This window comes from Candidatus Binataceae bacterium (assembly GCA_036495685.1).
GTDB lineage: Bacteria > Desulfobacterota > Binatia > Binatales > Binataceae > JAFAHS01.
The window spans coordinates 1-16,141 of sequence record DASXMJ010000058.1 but is presented as its reverse complement, the minus strand read 5'-3'; the positions used below and the strand labels follow the sequence as shown (position 1 = coordinate 16,141).

Sequence of the window (16,141 nt, the reverse complement as noted above, 5' to 3'; positions counted from 1 at the left end):
ACTCGTACCGGTCCGCCCCGGACCGATGCCCAAAAAGTCAGGCAACGCCATGTCCCCGCGGCGCATCGCTTACGCTGGAAGCTCCAAAGACTCGCACCCCACCGGCGAACTGCGGTAAAGTCAACAAGCGAAGCTAACATCGGAGAAACGCTCGAACAAGTCGGTTGCAGATTCGACGGAAATCTGGCCGGACGAAGGGGTCTGAGAAGGTAATGGTCTCGCAAAGCAACGCCCCTTTCCTTCGGCCGTGACCGTTCCTCAGGGCTTCGGACCAAGACAAGTGGGCCCTTCGGAGCACACGGTGAGTTGAGGGAGACTCACCTTTCACGACCTGTTGGTCGGCGGGACCTGCAAGTGCCCGCTTTCGTGGAGCCGATACCGCGAAAAATCGTCTCGCGGGACGATCAAACCGTCAGCGCAGCGATTCGTCAAGGGCGCTTTCCAGGATGCTGATTCCCTCGTCTACGACCTCCAGTGACGCGGTCAGCGGTACCAGCACGCGCAGCACGTTTGCGTGATGACCGCAGGTCAGAATGATCAAGCCTAAGTCGGCGGCTTTGATCACCACTTTGCGCGCCAGGTCGGAGGCCGGTTCGAGTGAAGCGCGATCGCGAACCAGCTCGATCGCTAGCATCGCTCCGAGACCGCGGACGTTGCCGATGCAAGTGAATCGGGGGTCGCGATACATCGCGAGCAGACGTTCATGAACGCGCGCGCCGAGCTTCTGCGCGCGCCCCAAAGTGTCCTCATCGCGCATCACATCCAGCACCGCAAGGGCGGCTGCACATGCGACCGGATTGCCCGCATAGGTGCCGCCCAGACCACCAGGCGCAACACTGTCCATAAAAACCGCACGACCGGTCACGGCGGAAAGTGGAAAACCTCCTGCCAGGCTTTTTGCGGTAACGATGAGATCGGGAACCACCCCGGAATGCTCCACCGCGAACATTCTGCCCGTTCTGCCAAAGCCACTTTGAATCTCGTCGGCGATCAACAACATTGCGTGGCGATCGCACAGGGCGCGAAGGCCACGGAGGAAATCGAAAGGAGCGACGTTAAATCCACCCTCGCCCTGAACCGGCTCGATAATGATCGCGCAAACCTGGTTGGGGGCAACCGAGGAAGAGAACAACTCGTCGATGGCGCGGAGGCTGGCGGTCGTGCTCCCGCCCTCGAATTCGTTCGGAAACGGAACGTGGTAAACGTCGGCGGGAAAAGGTCCAAAGCCGGCCTTATAGGGGTTCATTTTTCCAGTTAACGCAAGCGCCATCATGGTGCGGCCGTGGAACGCACCGCCAAATGCGATAATCGCAGGTCGGCCGGTTGCATGCCGCGCGATCTTGACCGCATTTTCGATCGCCTCCGCCCCGGTAGTCAGAAAAATCGTCTTCTTTGGCGTAGTGCCCGGCACTAGCTCATTGAGCCGCTCAGCCAGCCGAACGTACGGCTCGTAAGGGGTGACCTGAAAGCACGCGTGCGTGAGAGCCTGCAACTGCTTTTCGACCGCGGCCATGACGCGGTGATGACGATGACCGACGTTGAGTACGCCAATGCCGCCCGCAAAGTCGATATAACGACGTCCTTCGACGTCGCGTATCTCGGCATTCTCGGCAGACGCAGCAAAAACGGGCAGCGAGATGCTGACACCGCGAGGAACAGCGGCTTGCAGACGGCCCCAGAGTGAACTGTTCGTATCCATGTCAGGTGAATGCGCTATTGGTGAGATGGAATCAAGATTGAGGTTAGGGATAGCTTCGAGCTCTAAAGGTCTTGCTCGCCCGCGGATTGCCGGAGTCAAGCTCTGATGATCGGCGCGTGCCGTTTATCCCAGCGCCATCCGTTGAGGCGGAGCGACGTTTATGGCGCGCCGTCAACGTTTCGCTTTGCGGGTCTGCCCGCTTTGCCAGGGTTTGCAGGCTCTCGATGATGACGTGTCGTCGGTTACGGTAGCCGAAAGCCTCGGTCGAACTGATTGCGCAGGATGCCGCGCTTGGCTCGGAACCACATCCCGGAAGGACCTCCTCAACCGCGCTTGGCTTGATCGCCAAGTTCATAAGGATCGCATTGGTGTGGGCCTCCGACAGTTTCCGGCCTCCGGCTCCTCCGAAGGTACGAGCTGGCGACGGTGGGCCGATCGATCGTACGATGGCCAGAATTGACCATTCATATTTCTACTGATACTCCCAATCGACGGAGATACCCTGGTCCGCGCCCGGATTGGTTATGAGGCGTGAGTCTGGCCATCAGAAATTCCAGCAACGGATCAGTCGGGCGAATCGGGTTATGTGGTTTTCGCGCGCGGGGCCTCAGACGCAATCGCGCTTTCGGCGTTATGGAACCCACCCTTAGTTATGGAATCGGTAACACCAACACCTGACCCCGTAGGTATTCCGCCGGTCGCGGCACGGGTCGCACTCGGCGAAATTTTCAAAGTCTTTCTGATGGCGGGTGCGGTCAGCTTTGGGGGCGGCGTGGTCGCCTACTTGCGGGAATACTTGGTCCGGGCCTCGCATTGGCTCAGCGACGAGGAGTTTATGAGCGCGCTCGAGATCAGCGAAACCCTACCGGGCCTCAACTCTGTCAATATCGCAGTGATTACCGGAGATGACCTGCGTGGTGTGCCGGGCGCCGCCACCGCGGTAGTGGGACTGATGCTTCCCGGAGCGGTGTTCGTGATGGTGCTTGGCATCCTATGGACAGAGAGCAGGCACAATCCCCTAGTCAGTCATTTTCTCTTGGGAATCGCGTCAGCCGCGGTGGGCCTTCTGCTGGTCGTGTCGTTGCAACTGGGAAGGCTGCAGCTGGTGAAGCTGCCCGACCTACTGATTGTGGTGGTGACGTTCGTGGCGGTGAGTATTTTGAAGATCTCGCTCGCCTACGTACTGATAGGCATTGGGACCGTGTCGATTTGGCTTTACCGTCCACATCCCGCACGCGAGGCAGCACCCGAGCAGCTGCCCTTCCATCGCGGGCCTCGGCATAACCAGTATCGGCGTTAAGAGATTCGGATGAATTGGCAGCTACTAAAACTCGGGCTCGTTTTCATGATGCTCTCGGTTCTCGCAGTGGGCGGGGGTACCGCAGTCCTGCCCGAAATGCAGCACGCCACGGTGCATTGGTTCAATCTTACCGACAAGCAGTTCCGCGACATCTACAGTATCGGGCAGGTCGCGCCGGGCCCCAACATGCTCATGGTGCTGCTCATCGGCTATCGTCTGGCAGGGGCTTTGGGCGCGGTGGTGGTGGGAGTCGCCTTCTTTCTGCCGGATTGCGCCCTGACGCTCGCGGCCAATCGACTCTGGGTTCATTTCTCCGGATCGCCGTGGCGTCAATCGGTGCAGCAAGGTCTCGCTCCAGTCGCGATAGGGCTGATGTTCGCCGGAACGTGGGCGATCGCGAGGTTGAGCCTAGTGCATGTGACCGACGGATCCCCGGATTTTGTCGCGATCGGGATCGCCACCGTGGTCACGGCCATCCTGCTCTGGCGACACATCAATCCTGGCGTACTCGTGTTGGTGGGGGGAACCGCTTATATGCTGTTGACGCACTGAAGGTCAGAACGACTTGCGCGCCGCCGCTGTGCGCTCCCCGCCGGGCTGGGCGCTGCGGTGCCTAGGACAAACTGGGTTCAGCCCGAAAGCAGCCAGCGCTGATGGGTTAACCACCGGTGAGCAAGCTGACCAATAGCTCACCTACCGGACAGTATTCGAAACCTATTGCCGCACATTGATTCATCCTTCATCGGGGGATGGCCACGTTAGGCATAGGATGCGCGGGTTGACATCACGGAAGTTGGGATCAGCACCCTGAGATCTGAAGACCGTACCATCTATTACCAATTAGGCGGAAAAAATGACTGAGAGTGCTGGCGCATTTTCGCGTACTTGACCATACTGAATTGTGATCTCCTTCAAACTGTTGCCTATATGCGAAAAAGAACTTCGAGCGATGTCACGTTTGGGTCTTCAATCAAAGGTCAGCGTTTTGCTCTCGGTCTCACGCAACGCGAGCTCGCGAGCGAGCTGGGAGTAAAAGCCTCCTACATCAGCTACTTGGAGAAGGATCAGCGGCGCCCATCGATTACAGTTCTGAACCGGCTCGGTGAAGTCCTCGGTCTGGAGCGCTCAGAGCTGCTGATGCTCGCCTATCCAGAGACGCGCGAGATGGTCGATGGTGGCCGCGCGCACAGTAATCAGAAGCGTTCCACGGCATGGAAGGAATTCTCCGAGAATCGAACGCTGCTTCGGAAGTATCGCCTCACTCGAGAGGAGTTGAGCACCCTGAAGCGCATCAACGCGATGGGCAAGGTGGGTACCTCGCGTGACTTCCTATTCGTGCTGATGGCTATCAGGCAGGCTCTCTCGAAAGAGAGCCGCTAAAATCATTTCGCTAGGACCTGGTTGTGCATCATGTTCCCGCGCGATACTTGCGCGGCGACACGCCGTATTCGGCAACAAAGCCGCGGATGAAATTCGAAAGATCCGTAAAGCCCGCGTCAAGCGCGATCTCGGTAACCGGAGAGCGACTGGTTGCCAACCTGTGGGCGGCATCGCGCAGGCGTGCCCGCAATACCCATTGATGCGGCGTGACGCCGGTGACGGATTTGAATGCGCGCAGGAAATGGTAACGGCTCAAGCCAGCCATGCGAGCGAGATCTTCCAGCCGCAGATACTGGACGGCGCTCGACTCGAGGTGGCGGAGCACTTCCGCAATGCGCGTCTCGGTGCGCTTTGTTCCGGCTACAGGTGCCGGGTGTATGTCCTGAGAGATCCGGAGAGCCGCGCCGGCGAGTTCCAGAGCGAGTTCCTCAAACGAGTCCCGCATCTGCATCGCAATAACCGCACGGGCAGTCAGCTGGGCGGTCGCGCGCAAGGGCGGCAGGCGATCAGAGCTGAAATACGCTTTTGACACCCCGCAATCGCGCGCAAGATCCTCGAACAGCGCCGGATCGAATTGAAAGGACAGGCAGCGGTCACCCTCGCCATGCTCGTGCGAGCATTGGTAGGTGTGGCCCGCGTTTCCCAGCAGCAAGGCACCCGGCGACATCAACAAGGACCCCTTGACGCTCCGATAAGAGAAGGTTCCGGACAGCACCAGTGAGATCGCGACCGACCAGTACCGCTCCTCGATAGAAAGGTCCCCGGGACCCGAGGTGCAGAGTACTTCGACCACTCGCCAGCCCTGGCCGCTTCTCAGAACGCGGTTTTGTGCCGAGCCGGGTTCTCCCCACAGTGCCTTGCGCTTTAGGGCCGCCGCAAGCGGTTTATGAGACTCTCTGATTTCGGGCGTCAAGTTCTTGAAATCTTTCTGCTCAGTTTGCCGACAGACGGCCAGGCGATCTTCGCACACTAGATTTCAGCGAATCCAGAAGATAATCGCAATTCGTTGCCACAATTCGTCGCGAACCGGGTGCGATCGACCCACTGGAAGCGACGCTCAGAAAGCTGGTACACAAGCGGGGCAAGGAAGGCGGCGCGGCGGCATTCTGCCACACCAGCGATCGCGATGTGCCGGCTCCTTTGCCCACCTACGGTACGCAAATATGCCCAGCCGAATCCATCAGTTTTTCGCGATCGCCTTCGTGGAGAACCTAGCGCTCAAGGGATTGACCATCCACTACCCGGAGGCGCGGGTGTCGCCTCATGAGCTCTACTTTCCGATCGACGAGGGCGCAGGGGTTTATATCTATCCATTCGGTGCAATGGTATTTCACAACGTGCCACAGCAGAGACGGGATCTCGAACTTACCCGGCTAGAGCAAGCTCACCCCGGGCTTAGAGCCCAGATCGTGCGTGAAGACTATTCTCTAACTGAAGATCCCGATTCCGTCGTCGGACTTACCAACGGCAACTTGCGCGTGGACAAGCTGTCCACAGGGCGCGCCGGAGTAGTCGCGCTGACCGTAGCGCAAAGCGCGGCAATGGAATACTACGAACAAGTCGTAGAGTCCCTGTTCGCGCGCACGGGCAGGATGGTCGAGCGGATGGAAGCACGGGGGACCGTCCCGGTTCGGACCAGGCCGTTGGTGCGTTTTATCGGAGAGGCGATCATGAACCGCAATGAGGTTCTGTCGGTGCTGCACTTGCTCGACAAGCCCGACGCAACTTGGGAAGACAGCGCGATGGATCTCATCTACGACGACCTGCGCACCGAGTTTGACCTGGCGGACCGTTATGCGGCGCTGGAACTCAAGCTGCGTAGTGTACAGGAAGCACTGGAGCTGGTCGTCGATGTCGCCCGCGACCGCAGGCTACTGCTGCTGGAAGTCGCGGTTGCCATACTGATCCTCGTGGAAATTCTGCTTCCGCTGTTTCACATCTACTCACTGGCGGCTCTCCCATGACGATCCTTCGTCTGGACACGCGCAGCCGACGCCTGGTCGCAGCAATCCTGTCGGGGGCCATGATTTCGATCGCTGCGGGCCTGCATCCGTGGTGGCCAATCGCATGGATCGCGGCGACCCCTTTGCTGGCGGCGGCATTCATCGCATCACCCTTGGAGGCTGTCGGACTCGCAGTGCTGGCAGCGGTGGTCGGATGTATCAGCACGACCGGGTTTTACCTCGAAGTCGCCGGACCGATAGTAGCTTTCTTGGCGCCCGTCGGCCGCGCCGTGGAACTGGTGGTGGCCGTCACGCTTGCACGACGGGCTGTGGTTCAATGGCGTCATTGGCTTTCGATTTTTGTGTATCCGGCGCTAACCGCCGGCTTCGACATGCTGGAAAGCTCATTTTCCGGTCATGGTTCAGCCGCGAGCTTCGCTCAAAGCCAGATGAACGCTATAGCGGTTATCCAAATTGCCGCGCTCGCGGGGACCAGCGGTGTGGTGTTTACGGTGAACCTGTTTGCGTCGACTCTGGCGGTGGCGTGGTACCAACGCTCCGGGTGGGGTCAATTTCGTCGCGGCTACGTGCTGGCGGGACTATTGCTATTTGGGGTGCTGGCTTTCGGCTTCATTCGCGTGGTCGCCGCACGGAGCGAACCCGGAGTTCTGATTGGACTGGTCGTGGTCGACCCACCCGTCAAAGTTCAAGCCGGCTCGATCGACACAGCGCTCTGGAACACATACAAAAACGCTATCGACGATGCGGCCCGACGCGGCGCCCGCATCGTGGTGTTGCCCGAAAAGATCGCTCCTCTCTCCCCGGCCGAGGCGTCTCCGTTGCGCCGGGCTCTGGCAGCCGTTGCCAAATCGGACCACGTCTACCTGCTAGTCGGGGTAACCATCGCCGCCCCGGATCGCAGAGAGAATCGCGCTTGGCTGCTGAATCCTTCCGGAGCGACGGTGGCCGATTATTCCAAAAGGCACCTGGTTCCGGGCTTTGAGGATGCGTTCGTTCCGGGACGCGTGAAAATGATTCGAATCGTCCAGGGGACGCTGTCCGGAATCGCTATCTGCAAAGACATGGATTTTCCGAGCTTGGGACGCGAATATAGCAGACAAGACGTGCGGCTGATGCTGGTACCCGCGTGGGACTTCGGGAGAGATAACTGGCACCATTCCCGAGTTGCGATTCTGCGCGGGGTTGAAGACGGCTACACGATTGCGCGTGCCGCGAAAGATGGATTTCTGACCTTGAGCGACTCCTATGGTCGAGTGCTCTACCAGGCGCCGAGTTCGAATCGTCCCTACGCAAGCCTGGTCGCCAAGGTGCCGGTGGGGAGCGGTGAGACACTCTACGCTTTGGTCGGCAACACCTTCGGCTGGCTCGCCCTGGTATTGGGCGTCGCATTGGGCGTGGCCGCCCCGGCCTTGGCCGCGAGACGGAAAAAGCAGGCGGAGGGCGATGAAGAGGAGTACTAGGCCTGGCTACAGGAGAAGGTTTGGCAACAGCCGCGCGGAAAGGTGTCTCGCTTCAGCGCGAGGGTAACATGCTGAAAAGCCATAGACTCCTGAGTGGTGGGCTCCGCACCTACTGCCCACTGCGACCAGGGTTAGGGTAACGCGACGAGCAAATACCTGCCGATGAGTGCGTTCGTCAATGCCTCCCCCCCAACTTCAAAGTGGGTCGTCATAACAAGCGACATCCCCATGCAGCGGCAGGCGGCACGGCAAACGCGCACCTCGTTTTTCCCACGGTAGTGCAAGCTTAACGCGAAAATGCACCCCACTCCGGGAGCGGATCGTTTCTCGCAACCGCAAGCGCAAGCAGTTCTCCCGCCCGCACACTCATGGCAACGCCATGTCCGGAATACGCGCCGGCCACAAGCATACGCCGTTGATTGGGAGCACAGGTCAGGATCGGCATGTGATCTTCGGTGGAGGCGATGGGACCGGCCCAAGCGTGAGAAAACCGGATGTTCGCAAGGTCAGGATGTAACCCGCGGACTCGGCGCGTGAGCGTGTCGATAGCGCGGGCGAAGGAGCGCGTCTTAAGCCCAATCTCTTCGAGCCGTTCTGACGAGTCGAACAAGAGCCCAGACCCAAAAATCACTCGACCTTCGCTGGTGATGCGGCCCCAGAGATAGGGAAGATCCACCGTGTAGAAAGGAATTCCCTCCTGGAGTCCGAGCGCCTCTAACACCTTCTTACTTAGCATCTCTGTAGCGCAGGCAAACGTGAGCGAACTCGCCATGTGCACGTTCTGCACCAGAGACTTGATCCACGCGTTCGCAGCCACAATCAGCCAATCGGTTCGAATCTGGCTGTCCACGAGCTCGACCACAAGTTGATCTCTGCGATCGATTTGCGTAACCCGGGCGCGTTCGCAAATGATGGAGCCGGCCCGCAACGCGGCATTTGCGATTCCGAGCGTAAGCCGCGAGGGCTCGACCGTTCCGCCGGGGACGTGACCTGTGACGCAGACCGGTTTGCCCTCGTCAATCCAAGGGAGCTTTCGGGCGCCTCCATTGCGATGCTCGATCTCCCAGCATCCCGGTAGCCGTAGTTCGCATTCGATCTGTTCGCGCTCGACCAGTTTCGCGAGGCTCGGCACACACGCATCGGCCCGATCCAGAGGACCTACCGCGCTGCCTTCAAGAACGATTCCGCCGGTACGACCGCTGGCTCCGGAGGCAACGTGATCCGCTTCCAAAAGTACCGGACGGATACCCAACTTCGACAGATGATACGCTGCGGAGCATCCGGTAAGCCCGCCGCCGACTATGACCACATCGGCACGCGACGGTATCGACTCTGCGGCTCGGAGCTGGCCTCCGTGCCAAGGAGTTGCGCCCCATGCTCGAGCGCCGTTAGTCCTCGTATCCCTCATCTTCTCGCCATGCTAAGCGAGCGTGGAGTCCCGATTCAACGCCGCTTGCGATGCTTTGTTCAGCCCCTAACCGCCTTCCTCTTGGCCCTACTTCAAATAGAATAAAACCGCCCAAGTTTCAGAGGTTTATGTTTTGTTATCACGCCGCTTCTCGTGGCAGACTACCGCTTGAACGAGGGCTTGGAGGATTCACGTGAGGCCATCGATTCCCGTTGTGCCATCGAAAGCACCCTATATAGAAGCGATCCAGGCACTTGAGCACGCCGGGTGCGTCGTTGTAACGGGCGTCGTTGACGAATCGGCGCGGCATCGGATCAGCAGCGAATTGCAGCCGTATCTCGAAACCGCGGACGTCGGACAAAGCCTCAACGAAAAATACGCTCAGGATGGCGGTCCCTCGGATTTCTATCCGGGGCACACGAAACGAATCACAGCGCTAATCGCAAAATCGGAGACCTTTCGGAGCTTCGTGACTCACCCGCTGATGCTATCGGCGTGCGACGCATTCCTGAAACCCAACTGCATTTCGTACCAGGTGCATGCGACAGCGGGATTGGTGGTAGGTCCAGGCGCAACCGTGCAGGTGTTGCATCGCGAGGAAGACGCATTTCAGTTCTTTAAAGTGCCGCGGCCGAATATGGTCGTTGCAAGCATGTGGGCGATAAGCGACTTTACCGAGCTAAACGGCGGAACGCACTTGGTGCCGGGGAGTCATCGATGGCCTGCGGACCGAATTGCGCGCGATGATGAAGTCGCGATCGCAGAAATGCCGGCGGGGTCGGTTTTGTTATGGATGGGTGGGACGCTGCACGGCGCAGGCGCGAATTGCTCCGCGGAGGTGTGGCGCTATGGCATCTTCCTCTCCTACTCGCTCGGCTGGCTGCGGCAAGAAGAGAATCAATATCTGGACGTGCCGCGCGATGTTGCGCGCACACTCTCGAAGCCCGTGCGCGACCTGGTCGGCTACAAAATGCACCTTGCGCTCGGATACACGGATGCTCCTCCGAAACATGCAAAATAATGCTCTGAGGTTTAGTTTCTCTATTCCATAGTCCTGATAGTCTCGGCTGGGAATACGGGCGGTTAGCTCAGCGGTAGAGCATCGGCCTTACAAGCCGGGGGTCGCAGGTTCGAAACCTGCACCGCCCACCAATGAAATCAAGGGTTTTTTCGGTAATTCCACCCGTCCGGTCTGGTTTTTGACCACTAATCGACCACTTCCTGAGTCGCCAGCTTCAGGAACGCAGCTGCTTTCGCAAATAATCGAGCAATTCCGCGGTCTTTTTCTTGTTTTCCACCGCGGGCCAAAAGATGTCGGTCGAGTGCTGGTCTCCCGTCGGCCGGCCCCTGGGTCAGGCAGGGCGCGTTGACGCCAGGCCTGCGCGCCGGTGGTCGGGCTCGCGCGGCGCGACCTGTACAGTTCATGTCTCACCAGCGTGCCCTTTGATGCCGGGCCTGCATCGGGTCCTCACCTCGAAAAGGGCGGTGCGGGCCCGTCCGCTCAAGCCAGGTCTCGAAGTCGCGTACCCAAACGCGAAGCTCTATTTACGCTTCCTTGATCTTCACCCCTGATTACCAGATTCAATTCCCTGTTCGGCCGAAAAAATTCCTGTTCCGTTGAGCAGGGAATTTGGCAACCGAAGCTAGTACTTGCTTTTTTCGGCGGCTTTGTTCTGTTGATAGAGGCTCAAACGAAGAAAATTTCCCTGTATCTCAATTGCGCCTCTGGCCCAGTAGGAGTTATTAGGAGGACAGCGGTCCCCTTCGAGGACGGCTAATCCGAGCGATTCGTTGTGACCGGCAGCGAAAGTTACTGAAGGAGGCTACTTGCTATGACAGAAGAGCGATTGATCTCCGCGGATTCGCATTTCGTTGAACCTCCATCGATGTGGGTCGAGCGCGTCGACAAAAAATTCCGTGACCGTGCGCCGCATACCGTAAAGGACCTCGGCGGGCGCGGAGGTGAATGGTTCGTCTGCGAAAATATCACGCCGATGTCTGTGGCGGGCTTCTTCGGCGCAGGCGTACCCTCACAGGACCTGCCTGCTCATGCCAGGAAGACCTTCGAGGAGGCGCCCAAAAGCGTGTGGGATGCGAAGTATCGAATCGAGGATCAGGAGCGTGATGGCGTGCTGGCCGAAGTCATCTATACCTCGATGGGGATGCCGCTGTTCGGCCTCGACGACGCAGAGTTTCGAGCCGCGCTTTTTCGCGCCTTCAACGATTGGGCTTGCGAGTATTGCAGCTACGACCTCAAGCGTCTGATCCCGCTTGGACTAATCACGCTTGAAGATATCCCGGGAGCTATCGCTGAAGTGAATCGGATCGCGAAAACGGGGATGCGCGGGGCAATGATCTGGGCCGAACCGCCGAGCGACAAGCCCTACAGTGACCCGATGTACGAGCCCTTCTGGGCCGCGGCGAGCGACCTGAATCTGCCGCTCTCGTTGCATATCCTTACGGCGCGCGGCGGGACTGGCACGAGTCAGGCGAACGGGGGTTTCAACCTTCTGTCATTGGCGAATTTGCATCATCAAATCGAGCGCTCGATCTCGGTGCTGGTCTTCGGCGGCGTGCTCGAAAAATACCCCAATCTAAGGATCGTCTCAGCCGAAAACGACGTGGGATGGATGGCCTATTTCATGTATCGGCTCGATACCGTGCAGAACCGGCTAGGTGCACTAGGTGGACTCAAGCTGCCGATGCGGGCGAGCGAATATATAAAGAGGCAGGTCTATGCGACCTTCATCGCGGATCCGGTGTTTGTAGATACACTGCATCGCTACGGACCTGACAACATCATGTGGTCGTCGGATTATCCGCATACGGCGGCGACCTTTCCGCGCTCGAGGGACATAGTGGCGAAACGCTTCGGCAGTCTGCCCGAGGAGCAGCGCCGCAAGATCGTGCGCGCTACCGCCGCGCGTGTTTACGGTATCGACTAAGCTGTCAGAACCCGGCGCTGTCCGCCCTTCTTGTCTTTCTGGTTCAGTTTGGCGCCATGCCTTGTCGGGTCCCCTCGCCGCAAAAGGGCGCGGTGCAGGGGAACCTTCTTGTCTTTCGTGGATCAGTTTGACACCAAGCCTGACACAGAGGCTCCGCGCGACCGCGGGCGGGTTCCCACCCTTCTTCTCTCCACTATTGATCTCGAAACTCGGAGCTCCGGTTTGATTCCAAGCCTAGTCACACCGCCCTGCCCGCGCGATCGAATCGCCTCAACCCAACTAAGTCCTCGTCCTGGCACACCAGTTTTGATCTCAAGCCGGTATTGGGTCCCGAACATCGAAATGGCCATAAAATCAGGTGGCCAGTGCGGTGGCTCCGAGAAAGTGTTGCTGCGCGTGGGTCGGCTTGGCGCGCGCCTCTAACTAGTGCACGCTAATACAGCGTTTGCAGACTTAAAGTGGTCGGCGGAAGGACGAGCTGACCGGTCGCAAGGTCATGCTCAACTTTGCGCGCACGCTGAAGGGCGGCGGGAGGAATCTGCGACTCGAGCTTGGGATTGTACACGAGGCTCACCATCCCATCTTGCATCCCAAACACCAGCATCCCGGCATGAAAGCGCTTCTCTTTGACTTCGGTCGCGATTTTCAGAAACGCCAGCGCGTTTGATGTCACCGCACTGGCGAGGATCACGTCCGGGGCGACATCGTTCTGATTGTTGAACACCCCGAAGGCATAGGCGTGGGCTTGCTTGGCGGCGAGAAATACGCCGAGCCCGGCCGCGTCGGCGTTGTGAATCAGCACATCAGCGCCCTGGCTGATTTGCGCAAGTGCTGCCTCCTTCGCGGCTCCGACGTCATCGAAGTTGCCGGTATAGCTGATCAGGACGCGTCCTTTCGGGTTTACCGAGAAAAAGCCGCGTTTGAATCCCTCGAAGCACAATTTGACCGATGGCAGTTCGATACCGCCCAGCGCGCCCACCACGCCGGTTTTCGAAACTCCTGCCGCGAGCACGCCTTCGACATAGGTTGCCTGATCGACGTCGAAGGTTATCGATGCAACATTTTTCGCGGATGTGCTGCCTGAGCTGACTACGAAGTAGGTGTTAGGAAAGCTGCGAGCTACTTCCATCGCGGAATCGGTATATTCGAAGCCATGCGCAAAGATCAGATCGAAGCCGCGGGAGGCGAAATCGCGGAAAGCGTCCTCGAAGTCAGCGGGGGATTTGGTTTGCACCAGCGCAGTTTCGGCGCCGAGCTTGGTCTTGATGAGTTCTAGTCCTTGATATGCAGCGGCATTCCACCCCGCGTCGCTAACAGGTCCAGGTGTAAGTAGTGCGACGCGAAACGTAGTGGATGCTTGCTTGGTGTCTGCAGCGGGACGGGAAGTGCAGGAATCGAGAACACCCACCACCAGCATCGCCAGAACCCAGACCCAAAGTTTGCGCGAGCGATAGGTATGCAGAGAGGTAGTTTCCATCCCTAAGGAACGCAACCGAGGTAGACGGTGCGATCGATGATATCCGCGTGCCGGAAAGCCTTCCGACGCTCAAAACATTTGTTGCACCGGCCACAGTGCCGAGAGTTCCTGGGAGCCATGCAGGTTAACGTCAGCTCGAGGGGCAGGTTTTGGAATCGCCTGATAATGTCTTCCTTATGAAGCCCTCGCATGGGTGCCTCGATGAGCACTTTTCGTCCTAATCCGGTGCTTAAGACGTGACCAAAAGCTTCGAAGAACTGGGGGCTGGCGTCCGGAAAAGGATTTCCTCCGAGGGATCCGATAGCGACGCGTGAGACCTCATGCGTGCTTGCCCAAATTGCAGCTAGCGAAATCAATAAAATGTTGCGTCCCGGCAGATAGGTATTCTCGTCGGGCTCGTCCGCTGCCGGAACTTCGGCTCCAGTCACGCTCCAATGGGTTCCGTAAAGCGACGCGGCGGGCGCGGATAGCACTGTCATCGATTTTACATTCGGGTTGTTGAGCGCATCGAGAAAAGACTGAAGGGCGTGGATCTCCTCTTGTTCCCAGGCGAAGCCGCATCGTACGTAAATCGGGAATACGGCGGCGTCCGATGCCATTTGCGCGATCAGAACCGAGCTATCGAGGCCGCCGCTCGCGAGTACTGCGATCTTGTCCACGCTGACTCCCTCACCGCTGGCGCGCCACCCTATCATGATCGAAAGTACTGGGGCCATCCGGGTTCGTGACTCGACGTGGCCGATGGCTTGTGCGATCTTCAGGCGCTCGACGTGCGCGGGTCGAAAATTTCCGCATCCGCCGCGCGTGGAGAAAGGAACGCGATGGCATCGCAAGGCTCCGCCTGGTACGTGGATTTTTTTCGCGCCGACTATCTGAACGTCTACGGGCATATGTTCACCGACGAGCGCGCCGAGAAGGAAAGCTCCTTCGTGACTGGCGAACTCGATCTGAAACCGGGCGCGCAGGTGTTGGATCTGTGTTGCGGCCAGGGACGTCATGCGGTGCAACTGGCGAAGCGCGGATTCCAAGTCACCGGTCTCGACTTGAATCCCGATTACGTCCAACTCGCGCAGCAGGCAGCAATAGCGAGCAACGTCTCGATTGAGACGGTGGCGGCCGACATGCGGGAGATTCCCTTCCACAACAAGTTCGACGCGATCGTCAATATGTATTCCTCGTTCGGCTACCTCGAGTCGGAGGCCGAGGATTTGAAGGTCCTGCAATCTGCGGCGAAGGCTCTGAAATCGGGCGGAATGCTCTTGCTCGATATGCTCAACCGCGAGTGGGCGATCGACAATTACATCCAGAACGACTGGCACACCGGGGCGGACAGAACCCTGTACGTCGAACGGCGCGATTTGGATCTCACAACCAGCCGCATGCATGTGCATTTCATCGTGGTCGATCCCAAAGGTGGCCGCCGGGAGTCCATCGGCCACAATATCCGGCTCTACACGCTGACCGAGATGACGCGGCTGCTGGAAGGAGTTGGCTTCCACGTGACGGCGGTATTCGGTGGATTCGAGCGCGAGGTCTATTCCATCGGAACCCGGCGGATGATCGTCATCGCTCGCAAGGGCTGAGCGCGCGTTCCGGCCAGATCAGGTGCGGATGTATGGGATCCCGAGCGCGCTCGGATCGCGCGCCTGGCCGCCGAAGAAGGCGAGCACGATCAACGTCAGCGCATACCCTGCGCGAGACCCCTCACGCATCACCATCGCGCGCTTATAGCCACTCGTCGCGACTACCAATACCCTTTTGGGGGGCGCGCCCGAAATACGGCGCTTGATTCGAATCAGGTTTCTGACACGCGAAAATAAACTACGGGGATTGCTGTGGGCGGTAGGTACGCGAGCTGTTGTTCGGTTGATCGTCGTGGCGGGGGTAGGTGAGCGGAGGCGAGATGCCGCACACCAGGTTCCCGATTCTATTGCCCGTGCTTTCTCGGTCGGAAGGCGTGGGGCCCTAAGCGCCCATCAGTCGCTGTGGCGTCCTCAAATCGAGCCTTTGCGATGCACGCTAAAAGGGGCTTACTCTGGAGCGTCTCGCGAGAGAGGGGGCCGGGTAACCGTGATGCGTTGCTCGAAGTGCGGGGCCGAAAATCCTGACGGTTTGAAGTTCTGCGAGCAGTGTGCTGCTCCATTCAAACGGCGCTGCGTGAAGTGCGGATTTGAGAACTCGGCTGGTGCGCGCTTTTGCGGTCAGTGCGCCACACCTCTTCATTCATCTCCCGAAGTTGCCTCGCCTCACCGGCCTGTCGGCACGACAAAAGCACCCGCATCGATTGGTTCGAGTCGGGTGGACCTTCTCCCGGCGGAGTTGGAGGGCGAGCGTAAGAGCGTCACGACGTTGTTCGCCGACATCAAGGGGTCGATGGATTTGATTGAAGACCTCGACCCCGAGGAAGCCCGCGCCGTCGTCGACCCGGCACTTAAACTGATGATGGAGGCGGTGCAGCACTACGGCGGCTATGTAGCGCAATCTACGGGTGACGGCATCTTTGCCCTG

General features: G+C 58.9%; 14 protein-coding genes and 1 tRNA gene. 10 read left to right on the top strand and 5 right to left on the bottom strand.

What is annotated here, in order from left to right; translation table 11 throughout:
• Positions 1-412: 412 nt before the first annotated feature.
• A complete protein-coding gene (gene gabT / locus VGI36_06925) occupies positions 413-1,699 on the bottom strand; it encodes a 4-aminobutyrate--2-oxoglutarate transaminase (GenBank protein HEY2484863.1) in 1,287 nt (428 codons plus the stop codon).
• 652 nt (positions 1,700-2,351) lie between these two features.
• Between gabT and VGI36_06920 the strand changes: the two genes are divergently transcribed.
• The 3 genes from VGI36_06920 (at position 2,352) to VGI36_06910 (ending at position 4,379) form a co-directional block, all read left to right on the top strand.
• Positions 2,352-2,999 carry a chromate transporter gene (locus VGI36_06920; GenBank protein HEY2484862.1) on the top strand — a complete coding sequence of 216 codons (648 nt, stop codon included), beginning with the start codon at positions 2,352-2,354 and terminating at the stop codon, positions 2,997-2,999.
• A 9-nt stretch (positions 3,000-3,008) separates the two neighbouring features.
• Entirely contained in the window at positions 3,009-3,551 is a 543-nt protein-coding gene (locus VGI36_06915; protein HEY2484861.1) for a chromate transporter, read from the top strand.
• A 375-nt stretch (positions 3,552-3,926) separates the two neighbouring features.
• Complete coding sequence (locus tag VGI36_06910; protein ID HEY2484860.1) at positions 3,927-4,379, top strand: helix-turn-helix transcriptional regulator; 453 nt, start codon at positions 3,927-3,929, stop codon at positions 4,377-4,379.
• Positions 4,380-4,407: 28 nt separating this feature from the next.
• Here the strand turns inward: VGI36_06910 and VGI36_06905 are convergent, their stop codons facing one another.
• Positions 4,408-5,292: an AraC family transcriptional regulator gene (locus VGI36_06905; protein ID HEY2484859.1), complete on the bottom strand. Its 885-nt coding sequence runs from the start codon at positions 5,290-5,292 to the stop codon at positions 4,408-4,410.
• Positions 5,293-5,542: 250 nt separating this feature from the next.
• Here VGI36_06905 and VGI36_06900 point away from each other — a divergent pair, with 250 nt between their 5' ends.
• Together VGI36_06900 and VGI36_06895 are read left to right on the top strand one after the other, a co-directional pair.
• Positions 5,543-6,343 (top strand): RMD1 family protein, encoded by an 801-nt coding sequence (locus tag VGI36_06900; protein ID HEY2484858.1) that lies wholly within the window; start codon positions 5,543-5,545, stop codon positions 6,341-6,343.
• Entirely contained in the window at positions 6,340-7,803 is a 1,464-nt protein-coding gene (locus tag VGI36_06895) for a nitrilase-related carbon-nitrogen hydrolase (protein HEY2484857.1), read from the top strand. Before VGI36_06900 ends, VGI36_06895 begins: the two co-directional genes overlap by 4 nt.
• A 286-nt stretch (positions 7,804-8,089) precedes the next feature.
• On the opposite strand, the gene VGI36_06890 is transcribed toward VGI36_06895, so the two are convergent.
• A complete protein-coding gene (locus VGI36_06890) occupies positions 8,090-9,211 on the bottom strand; it encodes an FAD-binding oxidoreductase (GenBank protein HEY2484856.1) in 1,122 nt (373 codons plus the stop codon).
• Positions 9,212-9,404: 193 nt separating this feature from the next.
• Between VGI36_06890 and VGI36_06885 the strand changes: the two genes are divergently transcribed.
• The 3 genes from VGI36_06885 to VGI36_06875 all read left to right on the top strand — a co-directional run bounded on the left by VGI36_06885 (position 9,405) and on the right by VGI36_06875 (position 12,156).
• Positions 9,405-10,232, top strand: coding sequence for a phytanoyl-CoA dioxygenase family protein (locus VGI36_06885; protein HEY2484855.1), 828 nt, complete (start codon positions 9,405-9,407; stop codon positions 10,230-10,232).
• Between the two features lie 56 nt (positions 10,233-10,288).
• Positions 10,289-10,363, top strand: a tRNA-Val gene (locus VGI36_06880).
• Positions 10,364-11,043: 680 nt separating this feature from the next.
• Positions 11,044-12,156, top strand: a complete 1,113-nt coding sequence (locus tag VGI36_06875) for an amidohydrolase family protein (GenBank protein ID HEY2484854.1) — start codon at positions 11,044-11,046, stop codon at positions 12,154-12,156.
• 433 nt (positions 12,157-12,589) lie between these two features.
• Here VGI36_06875 and VGI36_06870 read toward each other — a convergent pair whose 3' ends face one another.
• Positions 12,590-13,633, bottom strand: coding sequence for a BMP family protein (locus VGI36_06870; GenBank protein ID HEY2484853.1), 1,044 nt, complete (start codon positions 13,631-13,633; stop codon positions 12,590-12,592).
• 2 nt (positions 13,634-13,635) lie between these two features.
• Positions 13,636-14,349: a 7-cyano-7-deazaguanine synthase gene (locus tag VGI36_06865; GenBank protein HEY2484852.1), complete on the bottom strand. Its 714-nt coding sequence runs from the start codon at positions 14,347-14,349 to the stop codon at positions 13,636-13,638.
• A 105-nt stretch (positions 14,350-14,454) separates the two neighbouring features.
• Between VGI36_06865 and VGI36_06860 the strand changes: the two genes are divergently transcribed.
• Positions 14,455-15,216, top strand: a complete 762-nt coding sequence (locus VGI36_06860) for a class I SAM-dependent methyltransferase (protein ID HEY2484851.1) — start codon at positions 14,455-14,457, stop codon at positions 15,214-15,216.
• A gap of 715 nt (positions 15,217-15,931) precedes the next feature.
• Positions 15,932-16,141: adenylate/guanylate cyclase domain-containing protein (locus VGI36_06855; protein ID HEY2484850.1), on the top strand; the 210-nt coding region annotated here is incomplete at its 3' end.